This is a genomic window from Bilifractor sp. HCP3S3_D3 (genome assembly GCF_052063915.1).
Lineage (GTDB): Bacteria > Bacillota > Clostridia > Lachnospirales > Lachnospiraceae > Bilifractor.
Genome location: NZ_JBQHWP010000010.1, coordinates 102,310 through 116,764 on the forward strand (window position 1 = coordinate 102,310; position 14,455 = coordinate 116,764).

At 51.3% G+C, this 14,455-nt stretch carries 12 protein-coding genes; 1 reads left to right on the forward strand and 11 read right to left on the reverse strand.

Annotation, left to right across the window (positions count from 1 at the left end; genetic code table 11):
* Window positions 1-134 precede the first annotated feature (134 nt).
* Window positions 135-758, reverse strand: coding sequence for a Holliday junction branch migration protein RuvA (ruvA, locus tag ACTNDI_RS07780; RefSeq protein WP_441100371.1), 624 nt, complete (start codon window positions 756-758; stop codon window positions 135-137).
* A 617-nt stretch (window positions 759-1,375) separates the two neighbouring features.
* Window positions 1,376-2,362 carry a uroporphyrinogen decarboxylase family protein gene (locus ACTNDI_RS07785; RefSeq protein WP_441100373.1) on the reverse strand — a complete coding sequence of 329 codons (987 nt, stop codon included), beginning with the start codon at window positions 2,360-2,362 and terminating at the stop codon, window positions 1,376-1,378.
* A 505-nt stretch (window positions 2,363-2,867) separates the two neighbouring features.
* On the opposite strand from ACTNDI_RS07785, the gene ACTNDI_RS07790 reads away from it, so the two are divergent.
* Entirely contained in the window at window positions 2,868-4,100 is a 1,233-nt protein-coding gene (locus ACTNDI_RS07790) for a ribonuclease H-like domain-containing protein (protein WP_441100374.1), read from the forward strand.
* Window positions 4,101-4,208: 108 nt separating this feature from the next.
* Here the strand turns inward: ACTNDI_RS07790 and ACTNDI_RS07795 are convergent, their stop codons facing one another.
* From ACTNDI_RS07795 to ACTNDI_RS07835, 9 genes are all read right to left on the reverse strand, one after another.
* Complete coding sequence (locus ACTNDI_RS07795) at window positions 4,209-5,492, reverse strand: cation:proton antiporter (RefSeq protein WP_441100376.1); 1,284 nt, start codon at window positions 5,490-5,492, stop codon at window positions 4,209-4,211.
* A 4-nt stretch (window positions 5,493-5,496) separates the two neighbouring features.
* Complete coding sequence (locus ACTNDI_RS07800) at window positions 5,497-6,108, reverse strand: TetR/AcrR family transcriptional regulator (RefSeq protein WP_441100378.1); 612 nt, start codon at window positions 6,106-6,108, stop codon at window positions 5,497-5,499.
* A 332-nt stretch (window positions 6,109-6,440) separates the two neighbouring features.
* Window positions 6,441-7,523 (reverse strand): 30S ribosomal protein S1, encoded by a 1,083-nt coding sequence (gene rpsA / locus ACTNDI_RS07805; protein ID WP_441100380.1) that lies wholly within the window; start codon window positions 7,521-7,523, stop codon window positions 6,441-6,443.
* Window positions 7,504-8,355: a 4-hydroxy-3-methylbut-2-enyl diphosphate reductase gene (ispH, locus tag ACTNDI_RS07810; RefSeq protein ID WP_441100382.1), complete on the reverse strand. Its 852-nt coding sequence runs from the start codon at window positions 8,353-8,355 to the stop codon at window positions 7,504-7,506. The genes rpsA and ispH overlap by 20 nt, the downstream gene beginning before the upstream one ends.
* A gap of 13 nt (window positions 8,356-8,368) precedes the next feature.
* The gene (gene cmk / locus ACTNDI_RS07815) at window positions 8,369-9,052 is read right to left on the reverse strand and encodes a (d)CMP kinase (RefSeq protein WP_441100384.1); all 684 of its coding nucleotides are present in this window, start codon (window positions 9,050-9,052) and stop codon (window positions 8,369-8,371) included.
* A 407-nt stretch (window positions 9,053-9,459) separates the two neighbouring features.
* The gene (locus ACTNDI_RS07820) at window positions 9,460-10,740 is read right to left on the reverse strand and encodes an NAD(P)/FAD-dependent oxidoreductase (RefSeq protein ID WP_441100386.1); all 1,281 of its coding nucleotides are present in this window, start codon (window positions 10,738-10,740) and stop codon (window positions 9,460-9,462) included.
* 27 nt (window positions 10,741-10,767) lie between these two features.
* Window positions 10,768-11,871: a MurR/RpiR family transcriptional regulator gene (locus ACTNDI_RS07825; protein WP_441100388.1), complete on the reverse strand. Its 1,104-nt coding sequence runs from the start codon at window positions 11,869-11,871 to the stop codon at window positions 10,768-10,770.
* Window positions 11,864-12,520 carry a DUF3786 domain-containing protein gene (locus tag ACTNDI_RS07830; protein WP_441100389.1) on the reverse strand — a complete coding sequence of 219 codons (657 nt, stop codon included), beginning with the start codon at window positions 12,518-12,520 and terminating at the stop codon, window positions 11,864-11,866. The genes ACTNDI_RS07825 and ACTNDI_RS07830 overlap by 8 nt, the downstream gene beginning before the upstream one ends.
* A gap of 269 nt (window positions 12,521-12,789) precedes the next feature.
* Window positions 12,790-14,202, reverse strand: a complete 1,413-nt coding sequence (locus ACTNDI_RS07835) for an MATE family efflux transporter (RefSeq protein WP_441100422.1) — start codon at window positions 14,200-14,202, stop codon at window positions 12,790-12,792.
* Between the last annotated feature and the right edge of the window lie 253 nt (window positions 14,203-14,455).

The window sequence follows — 14,455 nt, forward strand, 5'->3', positions numbered from 1 at the left end:
TGTGCTCTCGCAACCCTGTACATGGGCGGATCTGCGGCCTGCCGCGGAGCGGATAGAATGCAGGTCAGAATAAAAAATTCAGCAGCTGTCTCTGCGGCAGATGCGCGCCGTTGAGAGAGCGGACAGAACGCAGGTCAGAATAAAAATTTCAGGGCTGCCTTCAGGATGGCTTCAGAGTCCATGCTTTCATCGGTGGCTGCCTTTCGAACAGCCTGCAGGGCCTCGGCTCCCGAGTAGCCGAGAGCGACAAGTGCCTGCACGGCATCATCCGCAGCGGCGGACTGTCCGCCGGAACCGGGCTCAGCGGCACTGTCCGCTTCCGCCCCGTGTGCAAGCTTTTTCTCAAAGGCTTCGTCGAGACGGAACTTGTCCTTCAATTCCAGTATGAGCTTCTGGGCGGTCTTTTTTCCGATGCCCGGCGCCTTCGCAATCGCGGCAGCGTCGTCGGCGAGCACCGCAAAGCGCAGATTGTCTGATGTCATGGTGGAGAGAACGCCGAGAGCTCCCCTCGGACCGATTCCGCTGACATTTAACAGGAGCCGGAAGACCTCGAGATCATCTCTTGTGAAGAACCCGTAGAGAGTCACCGCGTCTTCGCGGACGGCCATATGTGTGTACAGCTTCACGTCATCTCCTGTGCGGAGATCCCGGTCGATGAGGGCTGCCGGTACATAAACGATCCAGCCGATCCCGTGATTGTCTATGACGACGTAATCCGGGCCTGTTTCTTCAATTGTGCCTTTCAGAAATCCTATCATGCGCGTGTGCCTTTCAGAAATTCTATCCCTGGTACAGAGTGACCCATATTTCAATCATATTACCACGAAACGGAGGATTTTGTAAACCGTGCCACAAACCGTACAGGGATGTTTCACGATTGTATACTCTACACGACTTTCTCTTAAGCTGCGTTTTTTTGTTGCCTTCGATCTCGGATTCTCTTTTGACAGCATTCTTCTTCCGTTAGGACAAAAAACGCACATTACTCCTATATATGAGCATAACAGAAAAAGCAAAAAAGAAAGGCCCCCATACCAGGTGTGTAAATATAAACCCAGCATGACAGCCATATCATCACTTTATTTGATTGTATAGTTCATTTATGAAACAGCCCCAAAGTGATTTTGTCAGATTTTATGTGAGTTTCTAGATGATCAGTTCATCTGCGAAGGATTCCGTATCGGTAGATCATATCGATAAATACATCAATGATTGAATCATACCTCTTGTCCCCTGCTGCGAAAATGTCCTGTCGGCACAATCTTTGCAGCTTCTGCCGCACCGAAAATTGTACCAAGACTCTCCCTCTATCCATCCGGTTGCTGTAAACCAGACGGTCTGACGGATATCTGACACATGCTTTTTTAGCCCACGTTTATGTAACAGGGTGCTCCTGCGCATACCTTCTTCCGTATTTTTCCAGCTCATCACGATAGATTTGGTTATTCCATTCCCGGAAGCAGACGCCGTTCGGAATGGACGGATAGAACCGCCCGGCAGGACAGTATTCATCAATTGCTCTTCTGACTTCCTGCCGGATTGCCTCTTCCGAGATGCCGTCCACATCTATGGCAGGACCGTCCACCCCGCCGACCATGGCAAGTTTGCCCTCCGTAATCTGCTGGATTTTAACAATGTCATTCTGCGCAATGACTCCCTGCCAGATATCAATGCCCAGATCTACCATATCGGTCACCAGAGGCTGGCAGATGCAGTCTGCATGGTGCATGTAAATCATGCCGCAGTCATGGATCGCGTCGGAAATTTCCTGCTGCAGAGGTTTTATGATGTTTCTCCAGACAGCCGGAGGCAGAAAGACATTCTGCTTGGAGCCCCAGTCATCATGATAGAAAATGATTTCCGGGTGAACCTTTTCAGCCATCTGCCTGATGTAGGCAATTTTGAAATCCTTGATGACGGACAGCAGTTCCTTCATCTCATCCGGATATTCCAGATAATCAATCAGGGCATTTTCCATACCAAGAAGGAAATGCGACCTCTCAAACAGTCCTCCTCCGAACATTATTCCGACAAATTTTTCTTTCCGGTCAACTCCCTCGGCCACTTTCTGCGCAGGCCCCCAGTCCAGATTTTCCAGAGACGGCACGTTGACATAGCGGTCCCAGTTTTCGATATCCTTAATGACCACATTATCGGGAGTGATATACGGATGAGCCCCCGGCGCACCCGGTTTCCAGACGTAGGGGACTCCCCAGGAATCCGGATGAATTTTCCCATCCTGCGGCGGGATATCCCGCATCAGTACCGGATCCGGAAGCAATACAATCGCATCCATCAAATCCCCGTAGTAATCCGGCTGTCCTCTGTTGTAAACTGCTATAGCATTTTCCCTTGGTGTCATTTCTCAGCCTCCTTTATGTATCTTTTTGCTAAAACTGCCAGAGTATGATTGCACCATAGAGTCATCACCCCATCGGCGGGAATTCTCTCCATATTTCGTAACTTTTATTGCTGTAATCACCATTGTAAGAAAGGCATGCGTTCTGCAACAGATGCCGACAGCACAATTATTACACGTCTCTTCTTTGGAATTTTGTGCCCGCTGCGAAAATGCTGAAGGGTTAGCTGGAAAACGGAACTTCTGTTGAAGAACTTTCTGCTTCCGGGCAGGAGAAAGCTGCCAAATATCTGCAGATTCGGCATTACGGGAGTAAAACAACCGTTGTTTTCAATGAAAAAGTAATCCGCGAGCTAGTTCATTCGTGATACAGCTCTACAAACTGTACAACTGTGCAATGCTCCGTGCTTCGCTTGCGGCAGGATGGCGTGAAAGCTATAATGTAGGAATATGACTGCAGGATACAGACGTTTTGACTTGAGAAAAACTGTGCAGAAAGGAGAAGATAATGCGGAAAAGACAGGAAACTGCGGAGCAACATCTGACGGAAAAGATCCGGGAATATTTTCCGGATGAGGACGTGGTTTTGTTTGATATAGAGACGACGGGACTTTCCTGGAAAACCTCTCATGTATATCTGATCGGTGTCCTGTACTGCTGCTGCGGCGAGTGGATTCTGGTTCAGTGGTTTCTGGACAGGCCTTCAGAGGAGAAAAACCTTCTGCAGATGTTCGGAGATTTTCTGCACGATCTGAAGGGGAAAGAAAAAAACGGGAATTCCGAAGAAGGTGGAGGCAGTGTGCGGCTTCTGCATTATAATGGCAATTTGTTTGATCTTCCGTATATCCGGCATAAATGTGAGTTTTACGGTCTGACAGACCCGTTTGAGAGTATGGAGAGTGTTGATATCTACCGGGAGGTGCGTCCTCTTCAGAAGTTTCTCGGCCTGCCCTCTCTGAAGCAGAAGGATGTGGAGAAATTTCTCGGGGTCGAAAGAGAGGATCGCTCAAGTGGCGGTGATCTGATACCGGTATACCGGCGTTATCTGGAGAGCCGTGATGAGGAGCTGCTGCATCTTCTCTTCCTTCACAATCATGACGATGTCGCGGGCATGGCTGATATTCTGCCGGTACTCTCCTATCCTCTCTTTTTCAGCGGAGGCTTCCGACTGTCCGGAGAAGCAATGGTTGGAGAATCCGGAGAAACAATGGCTGGCGGAGATGACTCGTGCTTTGAAGAGAACGGGGAGAATCCATCGGAGAGACAGGCACTGCGGATCCGCATGAAAGCCGATCACGCCTTCCCTGTTCCGGCTGCGGTCGCGGACCGGGAGTACGGGGCGGTTCTCCGTTTAGGATGCGAGGAGAATTCGCTGAGCGCGGATCTTCTGATCCGCACACGAAAGACGGAGATGAAGCATTTCTTTTCCGATTACAGGAATTACTTCTATCTGCCGGATGAGGACAGGGCAATTCATCGGGACGTTGCGATATATGTAGATCCGGAGCATCGGGAAAAAGCCAGGGCGGCAACCTGTTACCAAAAAGCCCGGGGGACCTTTCTGCCGCAGTTCTCCGGTAAGATCGAGCCGGCCTTTTACATGGACTACAAATCAAAGCCCGCCTATTTCCGGTGGGAGGACCTTCGGCCAAAGCCTGACGGGAGCGAAGAAACGGAAAATGCGGTCCTCCGACAGTATCTTCTGGATTTTTTGGAAGTTTTTCGCAGGACCAGCCGCTAAACCGGTCATTAGACCAGCCGTTAAACCGGTCGCTTAGAAAAACCGCTAAATTATCCCCTTAGATAGCCGTTAAGGGGCATACCGGCTCCGATCTTTTGCCTCTGACAGTCAGTTAACCGGGCCTGAGGTCCTGTCCGTTGTGCTGTCGGATGCATGAATGGTCTTTGACTTTGCTTCAGTCTCTCCGGCAAGTTCAAAGCCCTTTTTTGCCGCGATTACCGCGATGATCTCATTGATCACGGCTGCGGCCGCGATGGTCCCCTTCACCAGTGATGAGAGCTCGGGCCGGGAAGCCGCGAGAACACTGCATACAATTCCGGTAAACACCAGAGATACACCGGAATGCGGGAGAAGCGTGAGCCCAAGATATTTCTGAACCGTGACCGGCATATGCGTTGCCCTGGCACCTGCTCTTGCACCGAAATATTTTCCAAAGGCACGGGAAGCAATGTAGACAAAGGTATAGAGCCCCGCTCCCAGAATCAGGTGATAGTCAAGCGGAGCACCAAGGTCGGTGATGGCGGCCAGCAGGCTGACGCCGAGGATGGGATGAAACCATGTCGTTGTCTGCTCCAGCTGTCTCTGCGGGATCTGGTTGGAGAATACAGCGGAGAAGGATACTCCCATCAGCATGTAATTCAGTGTGATATTTGTAAAAACCACCCGGTTGAAAAACAGACCAATTGCTGCGGTAAGCGTAATTCCGGCCAGTAGAATCAGAAGTGTTCCGGACTTTCCCGGTTTTTTCTTCAACAGCATTCCTGCCGGAACACCGGTTACAATGCCGATCGCGATCGGCAGAAAAATCATGACAGGAATCATATACAGGGGTACTGCTCCGCCGGAAACTCTGCTGGCAATAAAGGAATTTACGGTAAAGAAGACGGCAATTCCGACAATATCATCCAATACCGCCATGGGAAGCAGCGTGTCTGTAACCGGCCCTTTCGTATGAAATTCCTGGACAATGGATAAGGCAGGCGCAGGAGCTGTGGCAAGAGCGATGCCTCCAAATGCGGGCGCAAGCCAGACGGGCTGACCCGCAAAACAAAGCACCACAGCGAAGGTCACAGAGACTATGGCAAAGGTTCCGAGGGACTGCGTCAATGTCGTAATGATTAACGCCCGCCCATAAGATGCTATTTTCGTCCAGATAAGTTCCGTCCCCAGCATCAGTCCAAACGCGCACTGCATCCAGATAATCATCATCTTATACCATCCGGTATCCAGAATTGACTGTGAAAGCAGGTCCGCTCCGCAGGGACCGAGCAGCATGCCGGCAATCAGCCATCCCAGAATCGCCGGCATTTTTATTTTTGTGATCAGCTTTCCGCAAAGCCAGGCAAGAACCAGGGTCCCTGCCCAGCGAAGAATCATAACCAGAGTCTCCATGTCTTTACTCCTCTCTTTTCAGAATTCCGTACAAGAAGATATTCACGAGAGTTCTGCAATCCTTTTCGTGTTTCGCCAGATCCAGACCGTCCTCTGACGGATGATGGTAACTGGCATTCAGTGAATCCTGCATCATGCGAAAAGCTCTTATGATTTCTTCTTCCGTGAGATCACTGCGCAGCTTCCGGTTTCTGAGAATCCTGCGCAGGTAATTATCATTCACTTCGTCAAAATCCCGCCGGATATCTGCGATTTTGCTCTGCAGACAGGCCGGTGGAAAAATAACGGCACCGCAGAAAATACGGGCATAGTCCTCGTGTGCCTGAAAAAAATCCAGGCGGGTGCTGAAATAGGCGGTAAGAGGATCCTCCGGTTCTGCTTCCCCGGTGAGATGATCCTTCAGGTATCCTGTAAGAGAGTGAAAACATTCCTTCAGACAGGCCAGATAAAGATCGTCCTTGGATTCGAAATAATGATAGATGATCCCCTTGGAAATGCCGCCGGAAAGGCAGACGGTATTCAGTGAGGCGGCCTCATATCCATGCGCCGCAAATTCAGCGGTTGCGCCTGCCAGAATTTTCGCCCGGGTCTGACGGTTCTTCTCTTCTCTGTTCATACATATAATCCTTTCGTTTGCTGCAGTCGGAAACCCACTGCCTTGCCAATGCTGGAACTGACAGATCAGGTATCTCTGAAATAAATGACCATGCGGTCGATACATGAAATATACCACTTATCGACTACATGGTCAATATATTGCTGTATAAGCTCTTCGAAAAAGCAGACAGGCCGCCTGCCGCGAAGCGCGCGTAAGAGACTGTATGCGATATTGAGCTTTCATGAAACGAAGAAGAGAAAAAACCCGCAAATCCTGAAAAGGCAGGATCTGCGGGTTTTACATGCTATAAACTCTGATATATAAGAGAAATCCGGGGATTCTCCGGCGGATTACTGTTCGTCAGAAGTCTCATCCTGAGAATCGTTCTGAAGAGCCTTGATGCTGAGGGAGATCTTGCGATCCTCTGCATTGAAATCAACGATCTTCGCAGTGATGATGTCGCCGACATTCAGCACATCAGACGGCTTGTCGACATGATCTCTGGAAATCTGAGATACATGAAGAAGAGCGTCAATGCCGGGCTCAAGCTCAACGAAAGCGCCGAAGTCAGTCATGCGGGCTACTCTGCCCTCTACAACGGTTCCAACCGCGTACTTCTCATCGGCGGTAAGCCACGGATTCTGATCGTCAAACTTCAGGCTCAGCGCAATGCGATCGCCTTTGATATCCTTGATCAGGCAGGTAACCTTCTGTCCTACCGAAAGGATAGAACGCGGATTGTCAACGCGGCCCCAGCTCATCTCGGAGATATGAAGCAGACCGTCCGCTCCGCCGAGATCAATGAATGCACCGAAATCAGTGATATTCTTAACAGTTCCCTCGACAACATCGCCCACGTGAATTCTGGAGAAGAGCTCCTCCTGGGCTTTCTTCTTCTCGGCTACAACAAGCTGCTTGCGGTCGCCGATGATTCTTCTTCTTCTCGGATTGAACTCGATGATCACGAATTCAATCTCCTGATCCATGTATTTGTTGAGATCCTTCTCAAAGGTGTCAGATACGAGGCTGGCCGGGATGAATACACGCGCGCCGTCTACGTTGACACTCAGTCCGCCGTTCAGAACGCGGACAACCTTTGCCTTCAGAACCTCATGGTTCTCAAATGCCTCTTCGAGTTTCTTATTGCCTCTCTCGGCAACCAGCTTCTTGTAGGTGAGAAGTACCTGACCCTCGCCATCGTTGACCTTCATGACCTTGACTTCCATCTTGTCACCGACTTTAACGACGGTTGTCAGATCCAGAGAGTTATCATTAGAATACTCGTTTCTGGTCAGAATGCCATCAGCCTTAACCCCGATGTTCAGGATGATTTGCTCCGGTTTGACGTCGATGACCGTTCCCTCGACTACCTCTCCGTTATGTACGGTCTTGAAAGACTCGTTCAGCATTTCTTCAAAGCTTAATTCTGACATGTTCTGTAACCTCCTCAATTATACTATTTGGAGTAGATGCTCCAGCTGTGATACCTACACGAGAATAAGATTGAAAAGGTTTCAAATCCAAATCAACAAGTGTCTCAATGAAGTAAGTATTCGCACATTTCTCACTGCAAATATGATACAGCTTTTGTGTGTTAGAACTATGCCTGCCTCCGATGACAACCATAGCATCTACTTTCTGCGCAATCTCCCGCGCTTCTGTCTGCCGCTCGTCAGTTGCATTGCACACAGTATTTACAACATAACTACTATAACGCGTTCTGGCAAAAATTTCAACAATATCTTCAAATTTTACTTTATCAAAAGTGGTCTGGGCGACCAGAACCGCCTTCCGGCCCTCCGGGATCTTCAGATTCTGCAATTCTTCAGGGGATTCGACTGCATAGACCTCTCCTTTGGTCCAGCCCATGATGCCCTGTACTTCAGGGTGATTCGGGTTCCCGGCGATGATGAGGATGTCACCGTTTTCGCCTGTCCTCCGGGCAATCTCATGGATTTTTTTGACAAAGGGACAGGTGGCGTCCACAAGGTTCACTCCCAGTGATTCCATTTTTTTCTGTATCCGCTCGGGAACGCCGTGAGAGCGGATGATGATGGTACCCTCATGGATCTGATCGAGCTCTTCCTCTGAGCGGATGACCCGGACTCCCTGGGCCGCGAGCTTATTTACCACCTGTTCGTTGTGAATGATCGGTCCATAGGTATAGACGGGCTTCCGGCCATCGCGAATCTGTTTCTGAACCTCGTCAACTGCTCTTTTTACGCCGAAACAGAATCCTGCGCTCTTTGCTTTGATAATCTCCATCTGTCTCCTCCTCTCAGCAGCTGCCCTTTTCTGCAATTCTGGCACGGGCAAGGTCCGTGATGGTATCTGCAACCTCCTCGATCGTCATGTCAGAGCTGTCTACGAGGACGGCGTCTTCTGCCTTTCGAAGCGGGGAATTCTTCCGGTGCATGTCCTGGTCATCCCTTGCGGCAATGTCCTTTTCAATCTCCTCAAGAACGGGAGTCTGACCCTTCTGAAGTAGTTCCCGGTACCTGCGGAGAGCGCGGACCTGAACGCTTGCGGTCAGGTAGATCTTCAGCGGCGCATCAGGCAGGACGACGGTTCCGATATCTCTTCCGTCCATCACAACGTTCTGCGAGCGGGCGATCTCCTGCTGCATGGCTACCATTTTCTCACGGTTCGCGGCGTACCGGCTTGTCTTGGAGGCCATCATTCCCGCCTCCTCGGAACGAATCCGTCCGGTAACGTCTTTTCCGTTTAAAAATACATGCTGACTGCCCTCGATGATTTGAAGACTCAGTCTGGCGCCGGGAAGGGACGCGTTGACGGCGTTTTCATCCTCTGTGTCGATCCCCAGGTCCAGAAAATATAGGCCCATGGCCCGGTACATGGCTCCGGTGTCAACGTAAATAAAGCCAAGCGCTTCGGAAACTCTCCTGGCTATGGTGCTTTTCCCCGCTCCGGCGGGGCCGTCAATTGCAATCTGAAAACTCATTTCTGACCTCGTGCCTGCCGGACGTCGGAGACGCATATAATTTACGCGAACAGTGAGCCGCAGCCGAATTCGAAGTATTCGTGTGCGGCGAGCGTCGCGATAGCGAGATAAAACTCGCGCAGCGTGTTTTATCTCGTTGGACAATCCGCAGGCTGAATAATTGTTGTGTCCCGCCCTCGCGGGCGGCTGTTTGCCTAGTTACATTGCCGGCACATGATAAACCGTCCGGCAGAAATAATGCGGCGCTCCGCGGTGGCGGAGCAGCTGTTTGCATAGATACACTGCAGAAAATTATAAACGATCCGGCAGAAATTGTGAAGAGCGTCATCCGCTTCCCTGTCCACGAGTGACTCGACTGAGTCCGTTTCTTCTGTCCAGAGCTGCCACGGCCGGCCCATCTGAGCTGGTTATGAAGACCGGTTATTGTCTGAAAGCGCGTCGGCGCATACCTTTGCCGTAGACCACGCGATCTGCAGATTGAAGCCTCCGGTGACGGCGTCAAGGTCAAGGACCTCTCCGATCGCGTACATGCCGCGCACCAGACGGGATTCCATGGTGGACGGATTGATTTCCTTCACAGAGATCCCGCCCTGGGTGATGATGGCCTCGTTGTAACTGCGAAGACCGGTTATGGTGAATGGAAAGGCTTTTACCAGTCGGCGGAAGCCGGCTCTTTCCTCTCTGGTGATTTCATTGACCGGTTTGTCTTCGGGAATTGCGCTCAGCTTCATCATGACCGGGCGAAGTTTCGCCGGGAAAAGGGAGGCGGTGGCGTTCTTCAGTTCTTTATTCCGCGCGTTTTCGAATTCTCTGAGGAGCCTTGCGTCAAGCTGTTCGTCGGTGAGAGCGGGCTTCAGGTCAATGTATGCCGCAAGAGGTCCGTCTTCCAGGTACTTTCCAATATACGAGCTCGCGGTCAGAGCAAGTGGACCGCTGACTCCGAAATGGGTAAAGAGCATTTCGCCGAATTCGCGGAACTGTTTTTTCTTTCCGTAGGGGATGGTCAGTGTGACATTCCTCAGGGACAGTCCCTGCAGTTCGGGTATATAGGGCTCGGCGGTCTCGAGAGGAACCAGCGCGGGGCGTTGCTTCTGGAGGGTATGGCCGAGACTTTCCGCGATGATAAGGCCGTCTCCGGTGGAGCCGGTGGAAGGATAGGAAAGCCCTCCGGTCGCAAGGATCACATCATCGCAGGGGATTACGGATCCGTTTTCCAGAAGGATGCCGCTGACTCTCCGGTTCTGCTTCTTTATGGTTTCCTCCGGGGAGAGATCCTCCGTCAGAACTTTCATGACCCTGGTCTTCAGATGAACCTTCACATCCAGCAGCCGGAGACGGCTTTCCAGCGCGCGGATGATGTCAGAGGAGTGATCAGACGATGGGAATGCCCGGTTGCCGCGTTCCACCTTTGTGTGCACGCCAAGGCTCTCAAAGAGACGGATGGTATCCTGACTGCTGAAGCTGTTGAAGGCGCTGTACAAAAAGCGCGGATTGGTCACGACGTGGGGGAAAAGCTCGTCTTTCTCACACGCATTTGTAAAGTTGCAGCGGCCTTTGCCGGTAATAAAGAGCTTTTTGCCCAGTTTTTCGTTTCGCTCAAAAAGGTGAACTTTGAAGCCGCGTTCCGCCGCGAACATGGCACAAGCCATGCCTGCCGCTCCGCCTCCGATCACGCAGATTTTAGACATAGATATTCCCCCGGTCTTTTGAAAAATTCAGTCATCAATTGTATTCCGGTCAGGATCCTTCAGGTTTATCCCACGGTGATCATCCAGAGGATTGATCTCGTCGCGCGAGTATACCTGGTATTCATTCCAGATCCGCTCCAGTGTGGTCATGGTGTTCACGACCTCATTCTGCCGCCGCATGGAAAGCGCCACAATCAGCGCGTTGATCACGGAGAGGGGCGCAGCCAGCGAGTCTACGATGGAAGCCATATCGCTTCTGGCAATCAGATTGCAGGAGGAATACAGGTTCATCGGGGAGTGAATGCTGTCGGTCAGCGTGATGACTTTTGCGTTGCGGTTGTTGGCAAATTCCATCGCCTTAAGCGTGCGCATCGAGTATCTGGGAAAGCTGATCCCGATGATGACATCCTTCTCTCCGATTCGGATCAGCTGCTCAAATACCTCACTTGAGCCTGTGGAATTCACCAGCCGGACATTGTCAAAAATTTCATTCAGATAGAAGGCGAGAAAAGCGGCAAGCGGCGCGCAGCTCCGGAGCCCCATGACATAGATGGTTTTCGCGGAGAGAATGGTCTCGATGGCCAGATGGAAGGCTTTTCGGTCCATGTGCTCCTGTGTCAGCTTGATTTTCTCAATGTCGCTTGTCAGAACGGTGTCCAGAATTTTGTCCTGAGGAATTCGTTCGTAGGTGACCTCCATACGCTGGATAGAATTCAGACGGTTGCGGACGAGCTCCTCCAGTGTCTGGTGAAATTCGGGAAATCCGCGGTATCCCAGAAGGGTTGCGAAGCGCACCGTGGTGGATTCGCTGACGCGGGCCTGCTTGCCGAGCTCTGCCGCAGTCATAAAGGCGGCTTTCTCGTAGTGCTCGGTGACATAGTCGGCAAGCCGTTTCTGCCCCTTGCTCATGTTTGGATAGAGCCGGCTGATTCTGGAGGAGAGACTGTCCTCCTGTGCTTTCCGGTGATCTGCAGAGGGACTGCTGATGGAGAATTCCTGAATGTGTTTCTTTTCGCCGGGATCCGGGGATTCGTCCGGTTCCGGACAGGAGCTGCCTTCACAGATGTTTTCATCTGACCTGCCGGACCGGGGCGCCGCGCTGAAAGAAAAGCTTTCGTCTTCCTTACGCATGATCTGCCTCCCATGCACTGAAGGCGTTGAGGCAGACGCCGCCGGCCTCTGCGAGGTCGTAGGTCGCGAATGCTTTTTTGAAGTTATCGGAAAAAAGAATCTGAGAGGATGCCGGGAATTCGTCATCGCCTTCCCACAGGATAAAGCGGATGTACAGCTCCGGGAGAAGCTCGACGTCATAGCAGGCGTCGGCATAGTCTACCTTTGTGGCTCCCATACCCTCAAGGACTTTTTGAAAGACGCTTTTCCGGCTGCCGTATTTGTGATTGAAGCGGAAGATGCATCTGCCCTGGAAGGGACCGAAATACAGATCGCCGGAAGGCATGTCGCGGAACGAGATGAAGTGATTGCTGAATGCTTCATATTCCGCAAAAAGCAGATAGCGGAGAATCAGTACTCTTCCGCTGTTGTCTGCGATTTGCGGTGTGATCTCAAAGCCGGGCCAGGAAATGCTGTAATCCCTGCCCAGAAAACGCAGGGTGAAGCGCTGCTTCTCTTCGTTGTAATCTGTGTGAGTCCTGGCCGCAATCTCTGCAGGATCGGCTTCACGAAACTTTTGCGTATAGAATTCGATGGGCTGCTCCTGCAGGCTGTGTCTGTTGTAGTCCGGCTTCCTGTTTTGTGCTGCTGTTTCTGTTTTTTCTTCCATTGATATACCCCCGGTATTATTATGACGGATATTTATTCATATCGGCCCCGATTTTTGAGCCGGCAGCAAAAAAACAGGTACTGCCGACAGTTTTTCCGGGGATTCTGCAAGATTACACGTCATACTTTTTATGCCGATGGTATCACACTTCCGGTTCGGGTGCAACTGACAGGAAAAAGATTTCCAGGTGTCCTTTCCGGCGCTGCAGCGACAGAAATAACTGTGAAAGCAATGCCCGTCAATTGCGCTGTTAACAGCAGCCGTTATTTTCATTTCGCAGACTGGGTTTGATTCCTGCTCCAGTTCCTCATCGGTTCAATCTTCTGAACGCGGGTGCGCTTCAGGAGGAAAGCGGCGACGAGCATGGCGACAGCCTCTGCGATCGGGAAAGCAAACCAGATCAGGAATTCCGCGCTCTCCATGATAGAGAAGAGGTAAGCGAGGGGCAGAACAACAATAACCAGCCGCAGCAGAGAGACATACAGAGAGTATGTGCCCTTTTCAAGCGCCTGAAAGATTCCCTGCGAGGAAATGTTGATTCCGGCGAAGATGAATCCGGGAGCGATAATGCGCATCGCCCGCGCGCAGAGAATTTCCGTGTGTTCGGACAGGCCGAAAATCTGTGCGAGCGGATGCGCGAACACCTCCATGGCGATGATTCCGATGATCATGATAAGACTTGTGTCAAGGATTCCGTACCGGACTCCTTCTTTGACCCGTTTATAGCTTCCCATGCCGTAATTGTATGCGATCAGCGGCGTGATGGCATCACGGAGGCCGAAGCCGGCGAAGAAAATGAACTGCTGGATCTTGTAGAAAATGCCATAGGCGGTGACGGCTGCTGTCGAAACTCCTGCAAAGATGATGTTTACGCCATAGGTCATGACGGACATGAGGGCCTGCATGATGATGGCGGGAATACCGATCTGGTAAATTTCCTTCACCGTCTGCGCGTCGAGCTTCAGATAGCGGATACCTGCCGGAACCTCCTTGTTCATCTTGTAGTGGAAGAACATATCGAGGGCGAGAGATACGAACTGACCGAGGACTGTCGCGTAGGCGGCGCCGGCAACTCCCATGGCGGGACAGCCAAGCAGTCCGTAGATCATGATCGGATCGAATATGATATTGGTGAGAGCACCGGCAATCTGGGCAATGGTGGAGAGCAGAGTTTTTCCTGTGGACTGCAGCAGCTTCTCATAGATTCCGTACATAATGTTTCCGAAGCTGAGGTAGGTGCAGATCGCCAGATAGGTTGTACCCATGGAGAGGATTACGGGATCGCTGGTCTGGGTTTTCAGATATCCGCGGATACCGAAGACGGCAAAGACAAGAAAACACAGGTAGATGATGATTCCGAGCATAATTCCGTTTCCCGCGGCTTTCGCGGCTTTCGTCCGGTTTCCCTGCCCGAGGGTTCTTGACATCAGTGCATTCACGCCGACGCCGGTACCGATGCCAAAGGCGACGATCAGCATCTGGATGGGAAACGCCAGAGTCAGCGCGTTCATGGCGTATTCTCCTGTGTGAGCCAGTCCGTTCATATCCGGCATCCGGCTTACAAACATGCTGTCCACAATGTTGTAGCACGCCTGCAGGATCATCGAAACGATGATTGGAATTCCCATCGCCCACAGGATACGGCCCATCGGCTGCGTCCCCATTTTGTTTTCTGTGTGCACGGTATCTGCTGTTTCGTTCATGATATGAATATCCTCCTGTTCTATAGATCAGCCGGTCTGCACAGGGGCCGGCTGCGGCACAAACGAGATAAAACACGCTGCGCGAGTTTTATCTCGCTATCGCGACGCTCGCCGCACACGAATACTTCGCATTCGGCTGCAGTTCACTGTTCGCGTAAAAAAAACAGCGTGTGCAATCAACTGGAATTACGCAGTAACTGCAACACGCTGTTTCCCTTATTTTAGTATATTA

Coding starts and splice junctions, on each gene's coding strand:
- ruvA (WP_441100371.1), bottom strand. CDS start 758: ATGATAGGATTTCTGAAAGGCACAATTGAAGAAACAGGCCCGGATTAC.
- ACTNDI_RS07785 (WP_441100373.1), bottom strand. CDS start 2,362: ATGACACCAAGGGAAAATGCTATAGCAGTTTACAACAGAGGACAGCCG.
- ACTNDI_RS07790 (WP_441100374.1), top strand. CDS start 2,868: ATGCGGAAAAGACAGGAAACTGCGGAGCAACATCTGACGGAAAAGATC.
- ACTNDI_RS07795 (WP_441100376.1), bottom strand. CDS start 5,492: ATGGAGACTCTGGTTATGATTCTTCGCTGGGCAGGGACCCTGGTTCTT.
- ACTNDI_RS07800 (WP_441100378.1), bottom strand. CDS start 6,108: ATGAACAGAGAAGAGAAGAACCGTCAGACCCGGGCGAAAATTCTGGCA.
- rpsA (WP_441100380.1), bottom strand. CDS start 7,523: ATGTCAGAATTAAGCTTTGAAGAAATGCTGAACGAGTCTTTCAAGACC.
- ispH (WP_441100382.1), bottom strand. CDS start 8,355: ATGGAGATTATCAAAGCAAAGAGCGCAGGATTCTGTTTCGGCGTAAAA.
- cmk (WP_441100384.1), bottom strand. CDS start 9,052: ATGAGTTTTCAGATTGCAATTGACGGCCCCGCCGGAGCGGGGAAAAGC.
- ACTNDI_RS07820 (WP_441100386.1), bottom strand. CDS start 10,740: ATGTCTAAAATCTGCGTGATCGGAGGCGGAGCGGCAGGCATGGCTTGT.
- ACTNDI_RS07825 (WP_441100388.1), bottom strand. CDS start 11,871: ATGCGTAAGGAAGACGAAAGCTTTTCTTTCAGCGCGGCGCCCCGGTCC.
- ACTNDI_RS07830 (WP_441100389.1), bottom strand. CDS start 12,520: ATGGAAGAAAAAACAGAAACAGCAGCACAAAACAGGAAGCCGGACTAC.